Genomic DNA, 25,048 nt, shown 5'->3' with positions numbered 1-25,048 from the left:
CAACATGTATAGGTAATTTATGATGCAACACTTGCCTAGTGCTAACGAATATCTTCGCCGTATATTGCTCTCGCCAGTCTACGAAATTGCCCAAGTTACCCCACTACAGGGTATGCCTAAGCTGTCGCAGCGCAGTGGCAATAATATTTTGCTGAAACGCGAAGACCGACAAAGTGTGCATTCGTTTAAATTACGCGGCGCCTACAACAAAATAGCCCAACTTAATCAGCAGCAGCGTGAGCGCGGAGTGGTTGCAGCATCGGCTGGCAATCACGCCCAAGGCGTGGCTATGTCGGCACAGCGACTTAACATTGCCGCGGTGATTGTAATGCCCACCACCACTCCCGATATTAAAGTGGATTCGGTACGCGCCATGGGCGCTGATGTACGTTTGGTGGGCGACAGCTTTGATGAAGCCTACCAATACTGCAAACAACTGGTTGAAGAACACGGTTACACACTGATCCCTCCTTTCGATGATGTAGACGTGATTGCCGGCCAAGGCACTATTGGCAAAGAGCTACTTGAACAAGACATGCACCTAAATGCGATATTTGTGCCGGTAGGTGGTGGCGGTATTGCCGCTGGTGTGGCGGTATACATTAAACAGCTAATGCCTCATGTGAAAGTGATAGGCGTAGAAGCCGAAGATTCCGCCTGTTTAAAAGCCGCTTTAGCTGCTGGGAAACCCACTCCCTTAGAACGGGTTGGGCTATTTGCCGACGGCGTAGCGGTTAAATTAATTGGCAGCGAAACCTTTCGCCTTTGCCAGCAATACCTCGACGATGTAATTACCGTAAACTCCGATGAAATATGCGCGGCAGTAAAAGACATTTTTGAAGATACCCGCGCCATTTCTGAGCCCTCTGGTGCACTGGCTCTGGCTGGCTTAAAAGCCTATGCCCAGCAGCACAAACTTGAGGGTGAGCGCTTAGCTGCTGTGCTATCTGGCGCTAACATGAACTTTCATAACCTGCGTTATGTGTCTGAGCGCACCGAGCTTGGTGAGAAAAAAGAAGCAGTATTAGCGGTACGCATTCCAGAGCGCCAAGGCGCTTATTTAGAGTTTGTTGAACACTTGGGCGGGCGAGTCATCACCGAGTTTAACTATCGTTATGCCAGCGAGCAACAAGCCAGCATATTTGTTGGCATTAAGGTGAGCAATAGCGATAAGGAGCTACCAGCACTGTTAGATAAGCTGGATAGCAGCGGTTATCAAGTGGCTAACTTAAGTGACGACGAGCTTGCTAAGCAGCACGTGCGTTATATGGTAGGCGGGCGACCAGGCACTCAGTTAAAAGAAAAGCTTTATAGCTTTGAGTTTCCCGAACAGCCGGGCGCCTTGCTTAAGTTTTTACGCACCCTTGGCCCCCATTGGAATATCACCTTGTTCCATTACCGTAACCATGGTTCGGCCTATGGTCGGGTATTAGCCGGGTTTGAATTACAAGAAAGCGACCAGCAAGCCTTTGGTAAACACTTAGAGCAGTTAGGTTTTGATTATCGTGACGAAAGCGATAATACCGCTTATCAATTCTTTCTGGCGCATGAGTGAGCGTAGGCTATATAACTCATTCTCACTGCAAGCCGAGCAAAACTATGCGGTAGAAAATTGGCTCATCAGCTACTGTAACTGCGCACAGGTAAATATTTAAACCCTGAATAACTGGGTAGAAACGCTAATCTGCCCAGTTAAACTTAGTTTCATCAACGCCTTGTTGAGCTTCTTTTAGCCTCTCTTTGCGGGCTAGTGCTTCTTCTCGGGCGGCATCTATTTCTTGCATAATGGCTGCAATATCGGCCACGGTATCTTGTTCTACAAATTTGCCGCTCAGCTCGGTGTCGGCAGTCAGCTCACCTTTTTCAAACAAGCTCCACATCTCTTTGGCGTATTCAGTCTTGGCTAAAGCTGGTGCAAATTGGCTGTAATAGTCACGCATGTTGTTTATATCGCGGGTCAGCATCCATTCAGCATTGTTGTTGGCGGCGGCATCTACTGCTTGGGGCAAGTCAATTATCACTGGGCCGTAGGCGTCCACCAGCACATTAAACTCAGATAAGTCACCATGAATAAGCCCCACACAAAGCATCTTTACAATGTAAGAGATGACTAGTTGATGATCTTCAAGCGCTTGCTCCTCACTCATCATCACGTCATTTAAGCGCGGTGCCACATAGCCTTCATCATCGGTGACAAGCTCCATAAGCAATACGCCATCAAAACAGCCATAGGGCTCTGGCACTCTCACCCCGGCAGCCGCGAGCTTATACAAGGCATCTACTTCAGCGCTTTGCCACACTTTTTCTTGTTGCTCACGACCAAAGCCCGAGCCTTTTTCCATCGCCCGAGCCCTGCGGCTATTGCGAACTTTACGCCCTTCGCGATACACCACCGCTTGCTTAAAGCTGCGCTGGCTAGCTTCTTTATATACTTTTGCGCAGCGGATCTCGTCGCCACAGCGCACTACGTAAACCGACGCTTCTTTGCCGCTCATTAGCTGGCTTTTCACTTCATCAACTAAGCCGTCATCAACTAAAGGCTGGATTCTTTTAGGCGTTTTCATTTATCTCATTTATTAAAAATCGATCGTTTATATAAGCATATTTGCCAAGCCACTTAGCAAAACATAAATCAAACTCTATGTTACAAAGAGGCTAGCCATTGCTTCTGTTGTTCTGGCGAATGATAAGACCACGCAACAAAGCGACTCACCTTGTTGCCTTGCCCCATTTTAATGGTTTCATATTGGCTCACTTTGGCTTGTTTAAGCGCTTGGTATATCGCCCTCAAGTTTGCCTCTTTCGATACTAAGCTGGTAAACCACAACACTTGTTGCGAAAACTGCTGGCTCTCTGCCACCATGTTTTTAATAAAACTCAACTCTCCACCTGGGCACCACAACTCATTGCTTTGACCACCAAAGTTTAGCTTTGATTTGTTTTTAGCATTAGCCTTTAAATTAGTTTGTTTTCTTTGGCTGCCCTTTTGGGCATCTGCAGCCGAGCGGTGAAACGGCGGGTTACACATGCTAAGCTCAAAACGCTCGTTCGCTTGCACAATGCCTTTAAAAATCGCTTTTTTGTTGCCTTGTAAACGCAGCGTGATATTTGCTTGTAAATGCGGATTAGCCGCTAAAATACGCTCTGCTGATTGTAAAGATGCTGCTTCGATGTCACTGCCCACAAATGACCAAGCGTATTCGCTAACCCCAACCAAAGGGTAAACACAATTCGCTCCCACTCCTACATCAATACAACGCACTGGGCTGTTTTTAGATAGGCTGCCACCTAAAGAATTAGCCAATAAATCGGCCAAGTAATGAATGTAATCGACACGACCCGGAATAGGCGGACACAAATTGTGTTTTGGAATTTCCCAACCTTTCACCCCATAAAAGTGCTGTAACAGTGCCTTGTTTAAACAGCGCACCGCTTCTGGGTCAAAAAAATCTACCGATGCATCTCCATATTGGTTTTTGGCCACAAAGCGTTTTAACTCGGGACATGACGCTATAAGCGCCGGGAAATCGTAACGCTGTCGGTGTTTGTTACGCGGGTGAAGTTGGCTTTTAATATTCAAGCAAGCACTCTTAATAAAGAAAATTGGGCTGTAAGCCTTAGCCTTACAGAAAGCCCAAACATTATAATGGGAAGCTAGATCGAAAGCTTGCTGTGATTATATCGAACTTCCAATATCAGGATCGCTTTTATTACTTCGCTTAAATCTGACCTTAACTAATAGGCAAGCAGGAACTTTTGCTTATTAGCTTTATCAATCACTCAAACTCAAGCAACCATTCGCCGCCTTGGCGAACGTCTACTTGCTGAGCGGGCAATAGAAAACCACTTGCGGTTTGCTTGCCTAACTCAATAGCCTGATCATTAAAATAAGCGGCCTTTATTGTTTTAGTTTTAACTAGGTTAGCTAACTCTAGCTGATAAGACTTTACACTTGGAGCATCTTGATACTGCCCTTTGGCTGGGTGAATGCGCACTCGTAAGCTATCAGTAAGTTCAGCACTAAACTGAGTTTCCTGAGTTGCTTGCTGTTGATAGGCGATAGTTACACCGTCATCTTCAATTAACTGACCTTTGGCTTGGCCACTGTCATCCAGCACCACCAGCAAATCCATTGCGTTGTTGTCACTGGCTCGAGGGATGACCTTGCCAGCTTTAACAAACAGCGGCAGACGATAAATCTCGTCGATATAGAGTACTTGCTTGAACGACTGGCCGCGGCTGCTGATCATCTGTTTACTGCGGTAGTCATACCAAAAGCCTTGCGGCAAATAGGCTTGCGTGCTGCGGGCGTTATCTTCGGCTACCAAAGCCACCAATAAGGCATCGCCCACTAACTTCATTGAGCCATTTCTTCTTGCTTTAGGATCTTGCTGGTAGCCATAAACTAAAGGGGCAACAACGGCTTTTCCTTCGCGCCACGCTCTGTGTGCAAGGGTGTAATAGTATGGATTTAAGGCATAACGCTGTTTAACATTAAACAAGTTGCTGGCGGTATCGCCAATTCTATCTGGCGCAGTTTCTTTGCAGTTACACAAGTTTTGAGTGTGTGGTCTTACCGGTAAATCAGTGAATAACGCCGCAGCAAACCATTGAGTATATTGCTCATCCCAAGCGGTGCCATGAAAGCCGCCAATGTCTGAACCAAAGTAATCAATGCCCGACAAACTCATGTGCATTTGCGCATTAAAGTGGCTACGTAAGTTAGCTAAATTAACCCCTATATCACCCGACCACATCGCTACGCCATAAGCTTGGCTGCCAGCTGTACCAGAGCGGCTCATGATGAACGGACGCTGCTGGCGCTGATTGCGTTGATAACCCTGATAAATACTGCGACTCCACAACAGGTTATACAAGTTATGTACACTTTGGTGGTCATGCTTTAGTTCGCCATCGATATTCACCCCGGCATACCAAGCTTTACGGTGGTAGAGCTCGGGCTCACCTAAGTCGGTCCAATGAGCAATCACGCCATCATCAATTAGCGCTTCACGGCGATAGTCATGCCAGAAGGCTGCGCCTTTCTCACTGGAGAAATCTAGCATGCCGCCCTTACCCCACCATGGATTGTCTTTTATATAAGCGGGCTCCATGCAAGGCGGCGCGCAACTGCGGGCTAATGCGCCTGCGTGAGCCAGTGAATAGTACTCATTAAGCTCACCACCAATATACGGTTCTTCAATAGCCATCACACCAATACCGCGCTGCTTTAATTCAGCTATTTTTTGCTGATGATTAGGGAAGTTTTTTTCGTCCCAAGTAAGTGAGCCCATTTGAGTATGTTTAGAGTTTTGTTTAATTCCGCCAAACCACTGCAGGTCGAGCACTACACCCGAAAGCGGAAATTGTGCTTTATGTAAGCTAGCCAGTTTACTGTCTAGTTCTTGCCAATTATCAAAACCGTATTCCGACAACCACAAGCCAAACATAGCTTTTGGCGGAACCGGCGGCTTGCCGGTCAACGCTAAGTAACGAGAGCGTAAATCAGCTAGGTTTTCACCGGCAATCAGAATGATTCGCGCTCGCTTACCCTTGCCTTGGATAGAATATGGCGCTTTTGTGAAATCAAATACCAAGGGCTGAACGTGATCAAAAAACAAGGCTAAGTTTTGTTTGCCCTCGCCCAATAAATACATAATCGGAATTTGGGTATTGCCTACCGCACCTTCACCCTGATACACCATAGCATTGCCCATGCGGTTGCCCGGAATACGCTTTCGGCCTAGCCAATCGCCGTCGGCATTACCTTGAGTATTGTGCTGCTGCCCAAGGCCGTAAATCTGTTTAATTCCAGCTTCACTTAAGCTTAATTTCCAACGATCTTTATTTTGTGATTCTAAACATATACGGCTAAGCGCCTGCTTGGAATGCGCAGCGTCTACTAGGGATAAACAGCGACCTTGTTCAACAAGCCTCAGTTGATACCAGGGGCTAGATAGGGGCTCGATAACAGAGAATAAAGGAAGCGCTTCGCGGTGCGAGGCTTCCAGCATTAAACTTGGGTGAAATACAGCATCACTGTTATCACCAACACTAATAACAACGGTATGTTCATCCAGCTTATTAGCCTGCCACAAGCTTGATGCGGCATGTACCTTAACAGTGAATAAGCAAGTTAACAGCAAGCCAACAACATGCAGCGGTAAGTAACGATATCCCAGCATTGTTCATCCCTAAACTAAAAAAGATCTTAGCCAGAACTGTAACAATAATTACTCGATTAATAATTAAAGTAATCAACAGGATGTGAACTGGGTAAGCCGCCCTGACAAAAAAGTATCTGCTGAGCGATTTTAGCGTAAGCTATTGATTTAACTGCCTCTTCAAACGCTGCACCACTTCTGCAGGTACCACCGCTTGTAACTGCAAAATACATAGCTGTGCCTTTCTATCTTTATGCCTTACCTTCATTTCGCACAAGGCATATAAATGCTGTGGATTACGTCCAGTATCGTAGGCTTTGTTTAATACTTGCTGCGCTTTAGCCAAGTCAAAAACTTCTACAGATAAGCCGTAAACATACCAATAATGAGCATTACTTGGCTCTAGCTCTGTGGCTTGAGCAAAATAGCTCACCGCTAGCTGCGCCTTTTTTTGCCTGAGTAAACTTAAACCCGTGCTGTAGGGAATGGCAGCACTGGCAGGCTGGGCTAAACGCCCTTGCTTAAGTACATTAAATGCGGCCGTTTCATTGCCTAAATGGCGATATAAATCGGCTAAATTAACGTAGCTGTAGGCAAAGTAGGGCTCTATTTTAATTGCTTGTAAATAGCTAGCTTCCGCCTCACTAAACTCGCCAATAGCAAGATAAACACCAGCTAGATTGTTCAATGCAAAAGCACGGTCGGCATTGAGTAATTGAATCTCTTGGTATTCCTTAAGTGCTGGCCTTAATTGCTGTTGCTGCTGCTTAGTTAAACTTGCCCAGCCTTTAACCAAGCTGGCAGCAGTTTCACTTCTTACTGCTAGGGTTGAGTCATCCAGTAGAGGGGACAATAAGCGCCAGCGCTCTGCAATCGGGTAATGCCGAGCACTACTTACAGCCCCTAAACGAATCAGCTCGTGCTCGCTGCTAACAGCTCGCGCAGTGGCAATCACACTATTACGCCCCGGAAACTGCGCCAGTCGCTCCAGAGCAGAGGCGCGAATAATGCTGCTTTCTAAGGGGTTTTGCGCCACGTATGCCAAGGCTTGTTCAGCAGAGGGTAAACCTTGGTCGGCGGCAAAAAATGCTTCAGAGAAATGATTGTTATCTAAGTAGTTTGATTTAGGAAACCATTGCCGCTGCCATTGAAGCGCCCAACTATTGTCTTTATCTTGGTGGCAGGAAATACACACATTTGGGGTGCCAATCGCCTGACTCAGATCGGGGCGCGGGACTTGCCAACTATGGTCTCGCCGCGGGTCTACCTGCATGTAAGTAGTGGCAGGCATATGACAAGAGCTGCACATTGCAGCTTCGCTACCCTCAGGGTGAAAACTATGCTTCTCTGCGCTGTATTCAGAAGCTACATGGCACTGCGCGCACAGTGCAGGTTCTGCCATTTTTAATTGCCCAGAATGCACATTATGACAATTACTGCAGCTTACTCCAGCATGCTTCATTTTTGACTGCTGAAATGAGCCCCAAACATACACTTCATCGTATATCTGGCCATCATCATGATAGAGCTCGGCGCTTATCAAGCTGGGCTGATAGCGATCGAGCAAAGATCCCGCCACGTAGTCATTGCTTTCGCTTATTTGCAAACGGCGGCTGTGGCACTGTTCGCAGACTTTAAGTTGCTGGCTTTGTTGGTGGCTGGCAGCGCTCAAAGTAGATTCACCAGCTTGGTAAGTCCATTTACTCACCGCCGCTTGTAGAGTACGAGAAAAGCCACTGTACTGGCCTAAACTGGCTAGTACAGCTTGCTTATTTTCACTTTGAGTCCATTTGATGTGGTCGCTGGCAGGGCCGTGGCAGGCTTCGCAGCCAACGTTGATTTCAAACCAAGTGGTATTGTAGGTATTGCTGCTGCCGTCGTAGCCCTTTTGCAAACTAGTTGAATGACAATCTGCACACATATAGTTCCAGTTCTGTCCGGCATTGGTCCAATAAAATTCATCTGTTTTTTGTTGATTGGGATATAGGTGAAACCAACGTTGGCCACCTTGTTGCTCGCTTCTGGAGTCCCAAGCAAAGGGAATGAGCTGCACGCGACCATCGACAAATTCCACCATGTATTGTTGCAGCGGTTCAAAGCCAAAGGTGTAAGTTATTTGGTAATCGGAAAATTTACCGTTAGGCCCCTCAATATTGACCCAATATTCAGCGCCTTTACGAAAGAAGCGGTTGGTTTTACCTGCAAACTCTAGGCTGGCATTGGCGAAGTCGCCTAGTATCGATTGCTCATCGGCATGGCGCATTGCCATATCATGATGAGAGCCCTGCCATTGTTGATATTGTGCTTGATGGCACTCTATACAGTTATTGGTTCCGACATATTCAGCCGCCGATATACATAAGCTTACACCTAGCCAAACAAATACAAGCCCAAACAGCCCCTGCCTCATGCCTACCCTTCTCCAAAACTATCGATTATCCAGTCATTAAACTTTGCTAGTACCAAGCTAAAATTACTTATCAAATCAAATATCTAGCAAGGTATAACTAAAAGTGTAGCAAGTCTTGAACAAATGACGTCACAGAGAAGGGCTAAACCACAGATAACTTAAAGAGACTTAAGGCTAGGGCCTGTTGATCTTTGGTGTTGAAATTTTATTCAAGATAAGCCGGCTTTAATCGCGGCGAACACTTTGAAACCTAATGGGCTAAGTGAAAAGCGTTCAACGAAGAGTAAAGTTCACTTATCTGAACCCTTCGGGCAGCATTTCTTAGCCATTTATTCAGTGTTAGCGAGTGATTATTAAGCCCACTTAACTTCACACTCACTGCCTTGCCTAAATGGCTAATAAATTGCTGTAAAAACCATCAGCAAAGATCAACAGGCCCTAGATGGACGCCAAGCTTTTGCTCATAAACTTACTGTAAGGATCAAGCTGGTAGTTGGCAAAAGGGCCGCAAAACTCAAAACCAAAAGACTGGTAGAGTGCCCACGCTGGAGCAAACGCGGCCATAGCGCCAGTTTCTAAACTCAGTTGCTGATAACCACTTTCTTGGGCATCTTTAAGAATATGTTTTAGTAGCCCAGCAGCCACGCCTTTACGTAAATGTTTGCTGGCAGTGCGCATAGATTTTAGCTCTGCATGCTTGGCGTCAAGCTGCTTTAAGGCGCCACACCCTGCTAGCTCATCTCCCAACCAAGCACACCAAAACTTCACGCCCTCGGCCTGCAAACCGCTCACATCCAATGCATGAACACTCTCTATTGGAGAGTGGCGCAACATGTCTTGATGGTGCTCTTCTAGCAATGCAATGACTTGCTCGCCTGTTACATCGTTTAAGCGTATATCCACTGACTATTTCCTAATAACTCAACAAGCCATTAGCATTGAATATATAGGCTTAAATTTCAATCCAATTAACAGTAAGGCGCTGCTGTTTAGCGTTCCATATAGAGGTTTGGATCAGAAATTTGGTTAAACCCAAAACCACGATATAGCTCATGAGCATCTTTAGTTGCGAGTTTAAATCGGCGTACATTCTGCAATTTAGGGTGAGCCATAATACGGTGCATCATGGCTTTGGCTAAGCCTTTGCCTCTATGCTCCTCCAATACAAAAATGTCGGCTAAATAAGCAACGGTTGAATAGTCAGAGACAACTCTGGCAAAAGCTACTTGCTGCTGTTTAAGGTCAAAAGCGGCAAAACACATGGAATTATCAATCGACGTTTTAACAGCTCCTTTAGAAATCCCCTTCGCCCAGTAAGAGCTCACCAACACTTCATGAATAAGTGCTAAATCGAGCTGTTCTTTGTTAGTACCAACATAGTATCCCTGTTGCATGCTCAGCCTTCCCTGATTAACCCACCCCACATTGATTGGCGTAAATCTAGTCAGCAATAAGCCAAGCCTCAAGCCCCTCAGGGTAACGTTTGGTAACTTTGCCAGCTGCATTTGTAACAATTTGGTAACATTATTTCTAAACACTTACAAGTTAAGGCTTTAGGGCATGCAAAAGAAAGATAAGCAAGATCGACCAAATACTCACTTATGCTAAAAGTGTGATTTAGATTGGTACTCTGCAGCGCTTTAACATCGGTTTAATGCAACTAGCTTCGATAGCTTAAGGGCAAGAATAAAGAACAAAACGCCGCAGAAAGCAGCGTAAAGTAGATATTAAAGACAAGTCGCAGCAACAGGCGACTTCAACATAAGATTTGTTAGTTTTGAGGAAGCAAATAGAAGTTTGGTTGCCAGCGCTCCATGTGTATTTCTGGATGAGCTAACTCGGTAAAACCAAACTGCTGATAAAGGCCATGTGCGTCTTGGGTCGCTAACTTAAAGCGGCGAATCCCTTGGAGCTTGGGGTGAGCCATAATGCGATGCATTAATGCCTTAGCCAAACCCTTACCTTGGTGTTCTTCTAAGACAAAAATATCGGCTAAATAGGCGAAGGTGCTGTAATCGCTAATCACCCGAGCAAAACCAACTTGCTGTTTTTGATAGTTATAAACAGCAAAACACAATGAATTATCAATGGATTGTTCAACCGTAGCGCGAGGGATACCTTTAGCCCAGTAAGACTTGGTTAATACACTATGAATCAGCGAGATATCTAACTCTGCTTGGTTAGTACTTATAAAATAATCTGGATGCATTGACGAATGTCCCCCTGATTGTTCTTACGCCTCTTAATCTCAAATAATCTACCGATTGTATTACGCTAACACAAGGTTTTAAGGTGTATTTGTTGCGCTTTACGAAATAATCATTAGCCCATTACCAAATCACACATTTTGTTTTTGAAGTAACTGTTTTAAAAGCTAAAACCTACAGGGTATTGATGGTAGCCATCAAAGTGTTGTTTACTCAAAGACATACCCTGCTGGCGTAAAATCGCATAGCTCACCGTGTAGTGGAAAAAGAAATTTGGCAGCATATATTGTTGCAGGTATTCACTTGGACTTAGCGATAATTCAGCAAACCCAGCCTGAGTAGAAATACTGCTCGGGGTACTTTGCTCAAATTGTTCAGCCTTTAACTGCTGCAAACACCTTACACTGCTGTGCAATTGGCGCTGCAAACTCTGATAAGAAATAGCCTCTGGGCTAAAGTTTTCGATTTCTCGGCCTGCTAAAGGCAAGCAACAACGCAGACTAAAAACAATGGCGGTGCTAATTTGTTGCCCCAATGGAAACATGTCGTCGGCAAGTTTAGCGGCTAATAACTGAGCTTCGCCTAAGCCCTGCTTCTTGGCAAATAACTGCATATCACTAAGCAGTAAATCAAGCTGATTTAAATAGTGTAAAAATAGCGGTACCGATAGCTGATAGAAATTATGGTGCTTACAATCTGTCATGCTGTAATCCTTATACTAAGCCTATGTTATAAAGGGGGTAAACTGATTAATAAAGGCAGAGTATAAACTTGTCGATTTGTAAGCGCGTTAAAAAAGCTGTAGCGAAACTCACTGTAGAGCAACAGCGAGTATGGATTGTTTCGCGTCACGATAGCTTAAGCCATCAAGATATTTATCCGCTCAGTGAATCAGATTTAGTGGGTAAAAACTGGCAACAACGTGGCTTTTCCAAGCATTACATAAACCAGATAGAAAGACTAAAACGCGGTGCTTTAATAGAAGTCCCTCAGCATACTCATTTGGTAACTATCATTCGAGTTAAATAGTTGCGTTGCCATGTCAGCCAAACCAGAAAAGGGCCTTACGGCCCTTTTTCTTTACTTAAAAACTATGTTTTTATGGTGCCATAGTATCTACATTTAACACCAGGTCAGTAAAATCATCAGTTGCCACAGCAGAGTAAACACCACCATTTTCAATGGTAGCCATAGTTTCAATCGCTGGCGAGTAAGTCATATCACTAGCGAGGATCACTGCGAAGGTATAAGTACCGCCAGGCACATTTAATACAGCGTTATCTTTGAAATCCACACCAGCCAGCACTACTGTGTCGGCGCTAAAGTTACCGTCTGCAGATGCATGAATATCAACAAGGCCTAAGTCACCTGCGGTTGGACTTGCATGCACTACACGGACTTTTGAGTAAAGCGCTACCGAGCGTAAGTCTTCACTAATTACCAATGGTTCGATGGTGCTATCAGTAACCGCGTTTAGTTTACCTACCGCATAGATACTGGTTTCGGCGCCCGCATCCAACATCACTCCTGGGGCATCAATTACCACTAAGCTGTTGTCTGCGCTGGCAGCAACACTTAAGTCGTAGCTGGCTGCAGGTAAATCACCACTGCGAAACTCTTTAAAGGCAATACCTGTGAATCCAGCCACTTGAGCACCGCTCGCCAATACATCCACCATTGGGGCATCATCTACAGCATGAACCACACGAATATGACTAGTCTCACCCATGTCTCGTACAACAGATACGGCACTGCCATCGGCCAACAACACATTTACTGGCGACACCGAGCCCATGTCGCTGTTTGGCACAGCCGTTAACATCAAATCGCTGCCACCAGCTAGCTCCACCTCGCCGCTATCAAATACCACTGTTTTGCTTCCAGTTCCGGTAATACGGATCCGGTAGGTATCGGCAGGTACGGTTACTGGTAAATCTGCGCTATCAACTTTAAATTCTAGGTTAGTAATTGCCGCGGCTTCGTTAGTAATATCAGCAGCAGTGGTCAAGTAAATATCCACCCCACCAACGTCTGGGTGACCATGCAATACATCGAGGCGTACGCTAGCTGCATCCACCGCGTCGCCGCTGCGGCTTAGCACTACAGGCTCGATAGAAGCCGCATAGTTGAGCGCAATAATGTCGTATTGCATGTCTGGCGAGAACTCTAAGTTTGCAGCTATCACCTCAGCATTATCACCCGGTAGTATGGCATCAACACTAATATCATAACTACCCGATGCTACTGGCACCCAAGCGCTGCCTTGACGGTAATCAACCATGCTCAAACCAGCAAAGGTTTCACCATTGGCTTTAACTTCTACCAATGGCGCATCAGCGCTAGCGTGAGTAACACGAACTGAAGACATTGGGGTTTCAACGTGATCATCATCACTACCGCAAGCGGCAAGTAACACGGCCGAACCAAGTAGTAATCCAGATTTAGCAAGTTTCATGTTCTTTTCCTTAAGTATCTCTGTAGTGGTATCAGCTTGGAAAACGCCAAAGAGACCAAATAAGATCACAAGAAAAACTGAGGTTTTTTCAAAATAGACAGAAATCGTTGAAACATGAAATCGAGAAGAACAAGCATAAGATATTGAATTTTAAATAATTTAACCAATTCTCACCTACAACTAAAAGCCCCAAAATTGTTATGGAAATGTTGCAGGTTGATAATTTAACCCAACAGACATTCTGAACGACTTACCGCGCTTTTTTTATTTGCCGCACTTATCTAAAAATATCTCCGCTTATTAAATCTGTTGTTGCTTTAACGAAATACAACAGCTGATAGGCGCGAATGTTAGCTAGCCCTCAAAAGCTCAAGCAACTTTCATGAAACCGCTTACTTTGAGATGAATAAGCCGCTAATTTAACTACTATAAGCAACATAATATGGATACTCAGCAAGCGATGATGCACAGCAACGCGCTAAACACTGAGCCACCGAATAAACCACAAGTTAATCAAAGGATCAGACGCATGTCGCAGCCTTACACCAATCCTTCGCTCAGCGTAGCCGAGCGAGTAGAGAACCTATTGTCGCTAATGAGCGTGGAAGAGAAAGTGGGCCAAATGCTGCAATTGCCCGCCAACATGCCAGAAAACCTCGACAAGCTTGAGAGCTGGAATGTGGGCAGTTATTTACACTGCACTGGCACAATGGTTGAAGAGCTACAACAGCGCGCCGCCAATACTCGCCTTGGTATACCGCTTATTTTTGGTATTGATGCTATTCATGGCCATTGTTTTGAGAACAACGGTACAGTATTTCCTACTCAACTGGCATTGTCTTGTGCTTGGAGTAAACAATTAAGCCAAAGCATGGCACATGTTACTGCAATAGAAACCCGCGCCTGTGGCCTGCATTGGACCTTTTCACCAGTATTGTGTGTAGGCCGTGATAGCCGCTGGGGCCGCATAAATGAAACCTTTGGTGAAGATCCATGGTTAATTGGAGAGCTGGCCGCTGCTGCAGTGTATGGTTACCAAGGTGATAACTTAGCCTCACACGATACCATCTTGGCCTGTGCCAAACACTATGTTGCCTATGGTGAAGCAACTGGCGGCCGCGATGCTTATGAAGCAGAAGTCTCACCTCGCAAACTTCTTTCACTATTTTTGCCGCCTTTTGAAAAAGCGGTAAAAGAAGCCAACGTTGCCACATTAATGGTGGGTTACCAGGCTATCGACGGCGTACCTTGTAGTGCCAACAGTTGGTTACTGCGCGAAGTGCCTAAAAACCAGTGGGGAATGGACGGCTTTATTGTTACCGATTGGGATAACATTGGTTCACTACACGACAAACAGCGGGTAGCTGAAGACCTACGCCATGCTGCAAAAATCGCGGTTGAGTCGGGTAATGACATGATCATGACCACGCCGTCATTTTATCAACATACCATCGACCTAGTTAAAGATGGTGAGCTAGATATTGCCTTAATCGACGACGCGGTATCGCGTATTCTTAAGTATAAATTTGAATTAGGCTTATTTGACGACTTTCGTTACACCGACCTCAGTAAAAAAGCACAAGTATTAGGTAACCCAAACCACTGGCACAAAGCACTAGAAGCCAGCCGCCAATCGCTAACCTTATTGCAAAACAACGGCATTTTGCCGCTGTCAGATGCTTCTAAACCTAAGATTTTATTATGTGGCGCTAACGCCGATGATGTTGTGGCGCAGCTGGGTGATTGGTCATTTGGCTCTATGCAAGCGGGCGCAGCCGATGATAGCTACCACCAAAAAGACGCCATAACCTTACGCCAAGGTTTACAAGCTGCTGCTGATGCAGGACGTTGCGAACTAAGCTACGTACGCGGTGCAGCACCAGCCGAAGCTGAGTTTGAAGAAATAAGCTGTGCAGTAAGCGCTGCCAACAACAGCGACATCATCGTTGCCTGTGTTGGCGATACACTTAGCCAGCATGGCGAATTTCACGACCGCGCCGATCTAGATTTAAGTGGTCAGCAACAAGCGATGCTAGAAGCTCTTAAAGCCACTGGCAAACCGCTAGTTGTGGTATTTATGGCCTCTAAACCACTTACCATTGGCTGGGTAAAACAACACGCCGATGCCATTGTTTGTGCCTTTAACCCTGGCGCGAAAGGCGGCCAAGCCCTTAGCGAACTGCTATTTGGCGAACTAAACCCTAGCGGTAAACTCACCATTAGCTTCCCGCAACATGTGGGTCAATCGCCGGTTTACTACAACAAATATGAAGGCTGGCACGCCCGTCTATCGGAGCGCACCAATAACCAAGAGCGTTATATTGATATGCCCTTGTTGCCTCTATTTAGTTTTGGTGAAGGCATTAGCTACAGTGAGTTTAGCTATAGCGATCTCGCCGTTAGCACACCTTGCTTAGCCGCCAACAAGGATCTAAGCCAAGGAGAGGCATTAAAAGTTTCGGTAAACATCAGCAATATTAGCCAACGCTCAGGTGTAGAAATTGCGCAGTTATATATTCATGACTGCGCCGCTTCGGTCACTGTTCCAGTGTTACAGTTACGTGGTTTTGAGCGAGTAGAGTTAGCACCAGGAGAAACGCAACGAGTGGAATTTAGCGTGCCCTTTGCTGATTTAGCCTTAATCAACGCGCAACTACAAAAAGTGGTAGAGCCAGGTGCATTTAAAGTATTTGTAGGGCCTTCGTCAAAAGCAGAAGATTTGCTCTCAGCCGACTTTAAAGTAGCGTAAATCAAAGCCTGTTAACGCAAAGCCTTCTAATACAAAGCCTCTTAAGCTAGCTTGAGAGGCTTTTAAGCATCAGGGATCTGCAATAGTAAATCTGTCACGCCAAGGTCGATTCCACATTGACTAAGCAAAGTAGAGACTTGACCACGGTGATGGGTTTGATGATTAAAAAAGTGCAACACCAACAACTCAAAAGGCTTTTTCTGCACCTCACCTTTGCTATTTGTGTAACTTAATCCCTGCTGCAAATACTCGGGGCTTAGTTGCTCTGCAAAAGCTATTATCGCCATGTCCACGGCAACCCTTGCTTGCTCTAAGCTGGAGAAATCTTCGTAGATAATCTCATTTAAGGCTTTAGGGCGAGGTAATGCTGCTATGTCCGTTAAACTACTAAATCCTTTGGGATGCTTAGCAAAACGCTGTAACCACAAGGTGTCGCCCACTAAAATATGGTTTAGCGTGGCAAAGATAGAGCCAAAAAACGCTTTTCTATCCTGCTTTAGTTGCTGCTCGTTGAGTTGAGCAGCGCAAGCATATAGTTGGCGATTCATTACTTGATTGTATTGCGCCATTAGCGCAAAAGCAGTGCTCATTGTAATTCCTTTAAATGGCAGCTAAGCAAACAATAGTTTTTACTCGTGGTTCGCAGTGAAAGTTGTCCATAAGCCTATAATGCTGACTTAAGCGCTGTTCATCAAATTCAAGGTTTAATAAACAACGCCTAAAAGCAGTGACTCAAAACTAGTGCTCCTCTTCTAACTCAGCTTCAAGCGCTTTGCTTGGTTCGTCGTCTGCAAAATAAGCCATGTCGCGGGTATTCTTTTGTACCGCAATGGCGGCAAACAAACACAATGCGTAAGCCATGGCATAGAAGCCCTTTTCACTTAAGGCTAACGTTGCGTTGAATAAGCCAATACTTAATAGCGCAACAGCTGCAGCTAATGAAAACCAGCTTAGGCCGTAGTAAATCGCAGTGACTTTAATGCCTTCAAGCTTGTCACGTACCGATTTCTGTAAAGACACCGAAGAAAACAGTCCAAATAACAACAAGGTAAAGTAGTACCCTTTTTCGTTTAGCTGCATGTCGGCATTCCACAAACCTATCAGATAAGCGCCTGCACCTAGCATCAACGCGGCCCATGAGGCACCAATAAAGGCGGAGGTTGGTTTTGCTAAAGATTGCGCTTTCATATCGTCATTATTCCTAAAGTTTAACGGTGCAGAATTACTATCCAATTGATTAATATAACCTAATTCTTTTTCTACTTGGTTCATATTCGTTCTCATATTGAATTTATTAAGATCTTGGTCAATCAATTAAAGTAAAGGCTTATAAGCATCATGTTGATAAAGGACTACCGAGTGCTCCAATAATTGCTTCTCATCTAAGTAGCGCGCAATGCTAGTAAAAGTGGCTGTTTGCGGCGTACCATCGTGATCTTTGGTGGTTACTTCGTCTAAAAACAAACCACCCATAAATAACTTAAAACGGTTTACCTTAATCGGCTGTGGGTTAAAGTCTGATTTAGCCAACCACTTCAGCTCTTCTCGGTCAGTGGTATCAAATATGCTGGCATTCAACATATCCAAGGTGTGCTCAGTACAATTTTGAAACTGTCCGTCGAATGGGTTCGCCAATACCGAGTAATTTGGGTTGTGTACTACATGATTACCGCCATTGTTTACTAGCGCTAATAAGCCAGCTTGTACTTCTTTATTTGGAATAATAATGCCAGCTTTTAAGCTGTGAGCTCCCCAGAAAAAGTCCACCGGATAATCGGTGACCAAGCTACTGTGGCCTAAATCCCCTTGGTTTTGGTACAAGTTATAAATTGCATAACCTTTGGTGGTCTCGCCAGAGTCGAGTGTAATGTTTGAGTACACAGCCAAGGCGGTGTGAGTAAATTGCACGCCTTTGGGTAAATCTTCCTGCGGGCGACCTACTCGCCCAATAATGAATACGTTGGCTCGGTGTTTAGCAGCATACTTTTCTACTTCTTTAGAAAACTTAGCAATGGCTTCTGGCTGATGCTTGGCATCTTCCGCTGGCGCGCTGCCAGCGTAACTACCCACATTAAATAAAATAGCAGAGGCTAAAATTAATAATTTAATCGCTTTCATAGTAAAACTCCTTTTTAACAATGGCTAAAGTGAATTAACGGATAAGAATGAACTCGCCAATTTCAAGCGGGACAGGAGCACCAACTGAGTCCGCCGCTACCGCAGCGCTAACCGTTGCGCCACTGCCTACCACTGCAACTGAAGCCATAGGTGCAGCAATTGGCAGAGCAACTGGACCACTAAGATCTTCAGCGACAGACACTCCTGTACTGCCAGCTACAGCAGCCGTGCTGCCTACCACCATTATTGGCATGGTTACCGCCGCTACGGCTACCTGACCACTGCCTTTTAGCCCTGTGGAACCCGCTAAGGCCGAATGCTTGGCTGATTGGTTAAAGTTCTGGCCCGACTCGGTAGCGACAACATTTAAGCTAGTAAGGGCGATAGAGGTGATTAAAAGTGATTTCCATAATTTCATTTGATAATTCCTTTGTTGTAACAATTAACAGCAGATTAGTGGGCAGCGCCAACAATAACTTCGTCGCCAATTTCAAAAGGCACTGGCACATTGGCTTCTTCAGCAATATGTTGCGTACCACTGGCCACACCGCGACTTACTTCTGCTACGCCACCACTTACCAACATAACCGGAGTAGCTACCGCGCTAACCGCAACTTGACCACTACCAGCTGCTCCAGCTGAAGCTGCCAATGCAGAATATTTTGCAGATTGACTTAAGTTCTCGAGAGACCCAACCGCTACAGCATTCAAGCTAGTAAGGGCGAGAGAGGTGATAAAAACTGATTTCCATAATTTCATAATAATTCCCTGCTGGTTAAGTTCGCATTAACCATAAAGTCCAGGAAATTCAGTGTAAACGGCGCTGTATTATGTTTATTATGAATAAACACTAAGTATAGTATTTGTATACCATGAGCCAGTTAAAGCAGATCCGCGACACCCTCAAACAAGTTTTTCGCCAACAAGGTTTAACCTATAAAGACGTTGCTCAGCGCTTAAATATGAGTGAAGCCAACGTAAAGCGTATGTTCTCTACCAATAGTTTCTCTTTAGAGCGTTTAGAAGAAATGTGCCACATTGTGGAACTCAACCTGATTGACTTGTTTCTACTGGCAGACCAAGAAAAAGAGAAACTTACCCATTTAACACGTGAACAAGAGCAAGAGCTTATCGACGACCATAAACTGTTTTTGGTGGCGGTATGTGTGCGGGATTCTTGGACCTTCGATGAGATAATTCAGCGCTACGACTTAAGCGAACATGAATGCATTCGTTTAATGGCGCGCTTGGATAAACTTAAAATGATCCAACTGCTACCAAACAATGCCTATAAGCTACTTATCGCTCAGGATTTTCGCTGGCTGCCGAATGGCCCGCTAGAGCGCTTCATGGAACAAATTGTACTGGCCGAGTTTATGAATTCACGCTTTAACGGCGACGATAGCTTCCGCTTTTACCTACGTGGGCACTATTCACAAAGCTCTATTGAGATTATTTTACGCAAACTTAATCAACTAACTAAAGAAGCCGCTACGCTCAACCAGCAAGATGCCTCGTTACCCTTAGATAAACGCCGCCATACCGGCATGTTGTTAGCGCTGCGGCCTTGGGAGATTTCAATTTTTGAAAAGCTGGAGCGGGATGCTAATTAGGCTAGTTAAAGCCAGCGCATAGACATACACTATTTAACACTATCACCCAAGGTGAACCACAATTTAAGGATGAGTAATGCTTTGTTTAACCGACCTTTTTCGCAAACCCGCTAGTTTATTGCTAGGGGTTGTAAGCTTGGGCATTAGCTCGTTGAGCATGGCACAAGGCTTCACTGAAAACTGTGTAAACATTAATTCTCAGCAGCAGTTAATTGAGCAATACATTGAACAAGCTCCCTATCGCCAAGCCCTTCCAAGTAAAACCGCTACCTTTTCTTATTCTCAAGAGCAAAGCTACCAAGCCTATTTAGATTATGCCCAGAACCTGATTGCTCAACGCAACCCTCGGGCAATGATGAGCTGCCCGCTCTCTAGCCAAAGCTATCAGTTACTCGCCAAGCAACAACAGTGGTTAGGCACGCCAAAAGTGCTACAGCTTATCGCCCCCTTTGAACTTAGCCACACCGATAACAGCAAAGCCGTGTTGCTCATTCACGGCTTAACCGACTCACCTTATCATTTTCACGATTTAGCCTGGCATTTTTACCAACAAGGTTACGATGTAAGAACACTGCTACTTCCTGGGCATGGCACTGCACCTTCAGATTTAGTCAAAGTTACTTATAAGCAATGGCAGCAAGCGGCTGACTATGCCATTGAGCGCACAGCAAAAGATTATCAGCAGGTTTATCTAGGCGGATTCTCTACTGGCGGAGCGCTAATTCTTAACCACCTTTTGGAACAACCAGACAATCAATCAACCATTAAAGGCGTGATGTTGTGGTCTCCTGCCTCGCAAGCCAGCAGCGACGTAGCATGGATGGCAAAATATGTTAGCTGGTTAAGCACGTGGTTAGATAAAGAAGGGGACATCGATTTTGCTAAATACGAGTCTTTTCCCTACAACGCTGGCGCTCAAGTTCATGGCTTAATGAAACGCATCAACAAGCGCTTGGCAAAAACCGACACGGTTCCAAATATTCCCTTGCTAGTTGTTGCCAGCGAACACGACCAAACCATTAGCACCGCTGCTACCCTAGAACTATTAGGCCAATGGCAAAGCAAACAAACTGGCGCAGCTAAGTCTGCCAATCATCTCGTTTATTATGGGGAACAAAGCAGTATTCCAAAAGCGCTTAACAGTAAGGTAATGGTAGAGTTTCCAAGTTGCACCACGGCCTCTTGTTCAGCAGTAAAAGACGTTGCCCATACGGCTACTATTAATGCACCAAGTAACCCACATTATGGGGAAAATGGTCACTACCGCAATTGCAGCCATTACTTAGCCGATCTGCCAAGCTACCGCCAGTGTAAACAAGCTAAGAGCGTGGTGAAAGGTGAAAAAACTGAGTATAACTTAGCGCAATACCCCTATTTACAGCGCTTAAGTTACAACCCCTATTATCAGCAAATGCTTCGCAGTATAGATAAGTTCATGCAATAACAACTATACCTGTACGTCTGCGGGCATTTGCATGCCTTCCGGAAGCTGGTAATGATTATGCACTTGATATTGATTGCGACCACTGCGCTTGGCAATGTATAAGGCTTTATCGGCGTACTTACACAGCGATGAAAAGTCATGATCGATTGCCGAACTGGCCACTCCAACGCTACAGGTAAGATACATAGAACTTAAGGATTCTGGATGGGCAATATGCAGCTCTTCCAGCTGTTGTACAATTTTCTGCGCTAAACTGCGGGCTTGCTGCTCAGTCATGTAACCTGCCAATACAAACTCTTCTCCGCCCATTCGCCCTACCACCAATTCATGAGGTTTTGCTAGAGCATTCAGCAGTTTTCCAAAACGTTTTAAGGCTTGGTCTCCCATCCCATGCCCCATACTATCGTTAAGCAACTTAAAATAGTCTAAATCGCAATACAAAACCGAAAAGGCGCGTTGACCACTTTGAGCTAACAAAGCTTCAGCTTTTTCATCAAAGGCGTGGCGCCGCAAACACAAACTCAACTGATCGACCTCGGCAATGTATTTTAACTGCTTACGTTGATTAATTAGTTGATTAAATACGCCCACACGGTGACTAAACAAAATCAACGATACTATCGAGCTCATACCTAAACCAAAGGCAAAGTGTACTACCGTGTTAGTGTCTTGCTCCATTTGCACTACCAATGTTGACCAACTAGCAGCAGCTACCAATAAAGCCATAAGTAACAGGGTACGTTCTACCATAAAGCCCCCCATTGCCACGACGACCAACATCAAGGTACTACTTTGAATAATGTCCTTAGTAAGTGCCATGTGGGTTAAAGAGTTCGCCAGCATTAATGCCACCACCACCAAATGCAAAGCGGTCGTCGCCGGATTGACAATGTTGGGCAAATAACGAGTACTCAAATAAATCGTCAAGCTAGAAGCGAAAGCCATACTTGCCAGTACCCAACGTTGAAACGGCTCATCAATAATCAGAAGATGAGAAAGCCCAAGAATTAAGTACACAGTGCTCACCACATAAGCCAAGCGCAGGCTTTGCGGCAGTGCCAGCTCTTGTTGCTGTTGATATTTTTCTTTGCTGTAAGGCTGAAACAATCCTAAATTTTTGAATTTCTCTAGCAATCTATTAACTCCGATAGCTCACTGGTGCCTAGTATAAACTGTAGCAATGAATAAGCTTTCTACTTGGTAAAACCTTACCACTGGTAAATGGATTGCGGAGCTTAACCGAATCAGCGACTAGGCTGAACATAACCTAGTCAATAACTTAAGAAAAATATCAAATTTGGTTGTACAGCCTCATTTTTTTCTACTTTGTCGCCTAGAAGCGACAACTTTTAAACGAAAACCCTGCTGCGGGCGTGGATTGAGCAAGTTTTCGCCAAGCCTTTAATAAGCCTAAACCATGACTAAATAAACCAATGCTCATGCCTAACATTGGCCAAAAAAAACCACCATGCCCCTCCAGTTAGCCAATCAATCAAAAACAACATGCAGCTAATCGAAATAAAACTACCGGCATGAATTTTAAAAGCTAAGTGTTTTTTCCATTGCGCGCGTCGCTGTTGTTGCTGCTGTTGCCACAACTTGAGTGCAGCTTCGGTTTGTTTGGCATCCAATCCAGATTGCTCCGCAATATCAAACAGTTCAGACTCACTAACACAATTTTGTTGGTCTTGTTGCTGGCGTAAGGCCAAAGCAATAATTTGTTCTAACTGTTGCGGCGAATAGCTATTGTTCATGTTGGTGTCCTAGGCTTTATATCTTTAAGTAAACATAACGCGCCAGCTTATGCCCCTCTGTGTTTTGTGACCAAGTGTTTAAATCCCTGATAGAAGGTTATATTGATGGATAAGCAACACCAAAAAAGTGACTGCAAACAGTTGTCCTGCAGAACAAACCGAGACAAAAAAAATAACAAAAACAAGTTAAACAAAGCATTAAACTGCAATTTTGTATAAAATAGGATTTATTAACTTAAATCAAAGCAAATAGAAGCCTCATTCTCTATGCTGATTTGATGAGTTTATTTTTTGGTCACTTTAGGTGATTAATCACAACGAAAACTAACTAAACCGGAGAGTTTAGAAAAACCTAGAGGTATATATGAGTTCTACCACTACCAGTGAGCCAGCCCCAAATAAGGGTGGTATCGCACGCTTCTTAGACACGATTGAGCGTGTAGGTAACAAATTGCCCGATCCAGCAATGTTATTCCTTGGATTGATGTTTTTTGTATGGCTACTTTCAGCCGGCCTATCTTATATAAGTTTCAGCGAAATTGATCCTCGCAATAGCGAAACCATTTTTATTAACAACCTACTTAGCGCCGAGTGGCTTACCACTTGGATGACCAGCATGGTAAAAATCTTTACCGGCTTCGCCCCATTAGGCGTAGTGCTGGTTGCAGTGTTAGGGGTGGGCGTAGCTGAGCGCTCTGGTTACATTAATGCAGCCTTAAAAGCGATGTTAAAAGTAACGCCAGCCAAAATGATTACTCCCGCAGTAGTATTGATTGGCGTTATTTCTAGTGTGGCTACCGATGCAGGTTACGTAGTGGTTATTCCGTTAGCTGGGGTAATTTTCCACGCTATGGGTCGCCACCCTATTGCAGGTATCACCGCTGCCTTTGCCGGTGTATCTGGCGGTTTTTGTGCTAACTTCATCCCTTCAGGTTTAGATCCTTTACTTCAAAGCTTTACTCAAAGCTCGGCGCAATTGTCAGATCCAGACATGATGGTTAACCCGCTAAATAACTGGTTCTTTGCTTCTGCTTCTTGTTTACCGATTGTGGCTACCATTTGGTACATCACCGATAAAATTGTTGAACCGCGTCTACAAAAAAATAGCCCGATATCCAGCGATCTAGAAGTCGCTTCCGACATGCATTCTACCAGCAAGCAAGAAACCTTCGCGTTTCGTGTAGCAAGCTTGGTAATGCTAGCCTTAATCGGCTTATTGGTTGCAGCAGCATGGGGAGAAGGTTCAAGCTTGCGTGACGCGAACGGTTCGCTCACCAGCTTTAGCGCCCCCATGATGCAAATCATCGTGCCTCTCATCTTCATCTTCTTTGTGATCCCAGGCGTGGTATTTGGCTACTTAAATGGGAGCTTCAAAAACTCTGACGACGTAGTGGCAGCCATGTCTAAAACCATGGAAACCATGGGCCACTACATTGTTATGGCCTTCTTCTGCTCTATGTTTGTATGGGCCTTTGGCCAATCTAACATTGGCGTACTTATGGCAGTGAAGGGCGCCAACTTCTTGCAAGCTATTGGTATGGGCGCGCCCGCAACCATTGTAGGCATGATTGTGTTGGTGGTTTTAATTAACTTAGCAGTGGGCTCTTCATCAGCTAAATGGGCATTAATTTCGCCAGTTCTAGTGCCAATGCTAATGCAAATGAACATCTCACCAGACTTAGTGCAGGCCGCTTACCGCGTGGGTGATTCTAGCTCTAACATTATCACTCCCTTAATGCCTTACTTCCCATTAGTGGTGGTGTATTGTCAGAAATACGTAAAAGGTACCGGGATCGGCACTTTAGTGGCAACCATGTTGCCATACTCTATCGCTCTGGCTGTATTCTGGACCTTGTTCCTACTAGCTTATTGGGCACTAGGTTTACCATTAGGACTTGGTGCTAGCTACATATACCCTGCGGCTATGTAATGGCAAAAAAATTCTACATTTGAAACTAAAAACGCGCCCAAAGGCGCGTTTTTCATTAGGGTCTGTTGATCTTTGGTGTTGAAATTTTGTTCGAGATAAGCGGGCTTTAATCGCGGCGAGCACTTTGAAGCCTAGTGGGCTAAGCAAGAAGTGCTTAACAAAGAGTAAAGTTCACTTATCCGAACCCTTCGGGCAGCATTTCTT

The 25,048-nt window shown here is 44.9% G+C and carries 22 protein-coding genes; 6 read left to right on the top strand and 16 right to left on the bottom strand.

Features of this window, described 5'->3' with window-relative positions; all coding sequences use genetic code 11:
• Nucleotides 1-19: 19 nt before the first annotated feature.
• Nucleotides 20-1,555, top strand: coding sequence for a threonine ammonia-lyase, biosynthetic (gene ilvA / locus K5L93_RS12110; protein ID WP_220720082.1), 1,536 nt, complete (start codon nucleotides 20-22; stop codon nucleotides 1,553-1,555).
• A 124-nt stretch (nucleotides 1,556-1,679) separates the two neighbouring features.
• Here the strand turns inward: ilvA and K5L93_RS12105 are convergent, their stop codons facing one another.
• The 8 genes from K5L93_RS12105 to K5L93_RS12070 form a co-directional block, all read right to left on the bottom strand.
• Nucleotides 1,680-2,564: a PA4780 family RIO1-like protein kinase gene (locus K5L93_RS12105; protein WP_220720081.1), complete on the bottom strand. Its 885-nt coding sequence runs from the start codon at nucleotides 2,562-2,564 to the stop codon at nucleotides 1,680-1,682.
• 80 nt (nucleotides 2,565-2,644) lie between these two features.
• On the bottom strand, nucleotides 2,645-3,580 hold the full coding sequence (gene rlmF / locus K5L93_RS12100; protein ID WP_220720080.1) for a 23S rRNA (adenine(1618)-N(6))-methyltransferase RlmF: 936 nt from the start codon (nucleotides 3,578-3,580) through the stop codon (nucleotides 2,645-2,647).
• A 196-nt stretch (nucleotides 3,581-3,776) separates the two neighbouring features.
• The gene (locus tag K5L93_RS12095; RefSeq protein ID WP_220720079.1) at nucleotides 3,777-6,185 is read right to left on the bottom strand and encodes a glycoside hydrolase family 31 protein; all 2,409 of its coding nucleotides are present in this window, start codon (nucleotides 6,183-6,185) and stop codon (nucleotides 3,777-3,779) included.
• 139 nt (nucleotides 6,186-6,324) lie between these two features.
• A complete protein-coding gene (locus K5L93_RS12090) occupies nucleotides 6,325-8,574 on the bottom strand; it encodes a multiheme c-type cytochrome (RefSeq protein WP_220720078.1) in 2,250 nt (749 codons plus the stop codon).
• A gap of 438 nt (nucleotides 8,575-9,012) precedes the next feature.
• A complete protein-coding gene (locus tag K5L93_RS12085) occupies nucleotides 9,013-9,477 on the bottom strand; it encodes a GNAT family N-acetyltransferase (RefSeq protein ID WP_220720077.1) in 465 nt (154 codons plus the stop codon).
• 86 nt (nucleotides 9,478-9,563) lie between these two features.
• A complete protein-coding gene (locus K5L93_RS12080; protein ID WP_220720076.1) occupies nucleotides 9,564-9,968 on the bottom strand; it encodes a GNAT family N-acetyltransferase in 405 nt (134 codons plus the stop codon).
• A 377-nt stretch (nucleotides 9,969-10,345) separates the two neighbouring features.
• Nucleotides 10,346-10,783 (bottom strand): GNAT family N-acetyltransferase, encoded by a 438-nt coding sequence (locus K5L93_RS12075; protein ID WP_220720075.1) that lies wholly within the window; start codon nucleotides 10,781-10,783, stop codon nucleotides 10,346-10,348.
• Between the two features lie 158 nt (nucleotides 10,784-10,941).
• Nucleotides 10,942-11,484, bottom strand: a complete 543-nt coding sequence (locus K5L93_RS12070; protein ID WP_220720074.1) for a DUF1993 family protein — start codon at nucleotides 11,482-11,484, stop codon at nucleotides 10,942-10,944.
• A gap of 68 nt (nucleotides 11,485-11,552) precedes the next feature.
• Between K5L93_RS12070 and K5L93_RS12065 the strand changes: the two genes are divergently transcribed.
• Nucleotides 11,553-11,810, top strand: a complete 258-nt coding sequence (locus K5L93_RS12065; protein WP_220720073.1) for a hypothetical protein — start codon at nucleotides 11,553-11,555, stop codon at nucleotides 11,808-11,810.
• A 70-nt stretch (nucleotides 11,811-11,880) separates the two neighbouring features.
• Here K5L93_RS12065 and K5L93_RS12060 read toward each other — a convergent pair whose 3' ends face one another.
• Nucleotides 11,881-13,236, bottom strand: a complete 1,356-nt coding sequence (locus K5L93_RS12060; protein ID WP_220720072.1) for a DUF4397 domain-containing protein — start codon at nucleotides 13,234-13,236, stop codon at nucleotides 11,881-11,883.
• 442 nt (nucleotides 13,237-13,678) lie between these two features.
• On the opposite strand from K5L93_RS12060, the gene K5L93_RS12055 reads away from it, so the two are divergent.
• Nucleotides 13,679-15,985, top strand: a complete 2,307-nt coding sequence (locus K5L93_RS12055) for a glycoside hydrolase family 3 N-terminal domain-containing protein (RefSeq protein ID WP_246615043.1) — start codon at nucleotides 13,679-13,681, stop codon at nucleotides 15,983-15,985.
• A gap of 62 nt (nucleotides 15,986-16,047) precedes the next feature.
• Here the strand turns inward: K5L93_RS12055 and K5L93_RS12050 are convergent, their stop codons facing one another.
• From K5L93_RS12050 to K5L93_RS12030, 5 genes are all read right to left on the bottom strand, one after another.
• Nucleotides 16,048-16,575 carry a DinB family protein gene (locus tag K5L93_RS12050; protein ID WP_220720071.1) on the bottom strand — a complete coding sequence of 176 codons (528 nt, stop codon included), beginning with the start codon at nucleotides 16,573-16,575 and terminating at the stop codon, nucleotides 16,048-16,050.
• 148 nt (nucleotides 16,576-16,723) lie between these two features.
• Nucleotides 16,724-17,173 carry an inner membrane protein YiaA gene (gene yiaA, locus K5L93_RS12045; protein ID WP_246615118.1) on the bottom strand — a complete coding sequence of 150 codons (450 nt, stop codon included), beginning with the start codon at nucleotides 17,171-17,173 and terminating at the stop codon, nucleotides 16,724-16,726.
• Nucleotides 17,174-17,299: 126 nt separating this feature from the next.
• Nucleotides 17,300-18,103: a DUF2145 domain-containing protein gene (locus K5L93_RS12040; protein WP_220720069.1), complete on the bottom strand. Its 804-nt coding sequence runs from the start codon at nucleotides 18,101-18,103 to the stop codon at nucleotides 17,300-17,302.
• A gap of 34 nt (nucleotides 18,104-18,137) precedes the next feature.
• The gene (locus K5L93_RS12035) at nucleotides 18,138-18,521 is read right to left on the bottom strand and encodes a hypothetical protein (RefSeq protein ID WP_220720068.1); all 384 of its coding nucleotides are present in this window, start codon (nucleotides 18,519-18,521) and stop codon (nucleotides 18,138-18,140) included.
• 35 nt (nucleotides 18,522-18,556) lie between these two features.
• The gene (locus K5L93_RS12030) at nucleotides 18,557-18,862 is read right to left on the bottom strand and encodes a hypothetical protein (protein ID WP_220720067.1); all 306 of its coding nucleotides are present in this window, start codon (nucleotides 18,860-18,862) and stop codon (nucleotides 18,557-18,559) included.
• Between the two features lie 113 nt (nucleotides 18,863-18,975).
• On the opposite strand from K5L93_RS12030, the gene K5L93_RS12025 reads away from it, so the two are divergent.
• Together K5L93_RS12025 and K5L93_RS12020 are read left to right on the top strand one after the other, a co-directional pair.
• Nucleotides 18,976-19,716 carry a helix-turn-helix domain-containing protein gene (locus K5L93_RS12025; RefSeq protein ID WP_220720066.1) on the top strand — a complete coding sequence of 247 codons (741 nt, stop codon included), beginning with the start codon at nucleotides 18,976-18,978 and terminating at the stop codon, nucleotides 19,714-19,716.
• Between the two features lie 76 nt (nucleotides 19,717-19,792).
• On the top strand, nucleotides 19,793-21,160 hold the full coding sequence (locus tag K5L93_RS12020) for an alpha/beta hydrolase (protein ID WP_220720065.1): 1,368 nt from the start codon (nucleotides 19,793-19,795) through the stop codon (nucleotides 21,158-21,160).
• Between the two features lie 3 nt (nucleotides 21,161-21,163).
• Here K5L93_RS12020 and K5L93_RS12015 read toward each other — a convergent pair whose 3' ends face one another.
• The gene (locus K5L93_RS12015; protein WP_220720064.1) at nucleotides 21,164-22,294 is read right to left on the bottom strand and encodes a GGDEF domain-containing protein; all 1,131 of its coding nucleotides are present in this window, start codon (nucleotides 22,292-22,294) and stop codon (nucleotides 21,164-21,166) included.
• A gap of 287 nt (nucleotides 22,295-22,581) precedes the next feature.
• Nucleotides 22,582-22,914, bottom strand: coding sequence for a hypothetical protein (locus tag K5L93_RS12010; protein WP_220720063.1), 333 nt, complete (start codon nucleotides 22,912-22,914; stop codon nucleotides 22,582-22,584).
• A 364-nt stretch (nucleotides 22,915-23,278) separates the two neighbouring features.
• Here K5L93_RS12010 and K5L93_RS12005 point away from each other — a divergent pair, with 364 nt between their 5' ends.
• Nucleotides 23,279-24,844, top strand: a complete 1,566-nt coding sequence (locus K5L93_RS12005) for an AbgT family transporter (protein ID WP_220720062.1) — start codon at nucleotides 23,279-23,281, stop codon at nucleotides 24,842-24,844.
• The last annotated feature ends 204 nt before the right edge of the window (nucleotides 24,845-25,048 follow it).

This window comes from Agarivorans litoreus (genome assembly GCF_019649015.1).
GTDB lineage: Bacteria > Pseudomonadota > Gammaproteobacteria > Enterobacterales > Celerinatantimonadaceae > Agarivorans > Agarivorans litoreus.
The sequence above is the reverse complement of the archived record's forward strand: the minus strand, read 5'-3'. Positions and strand labels throughout refer to the sequence as shown.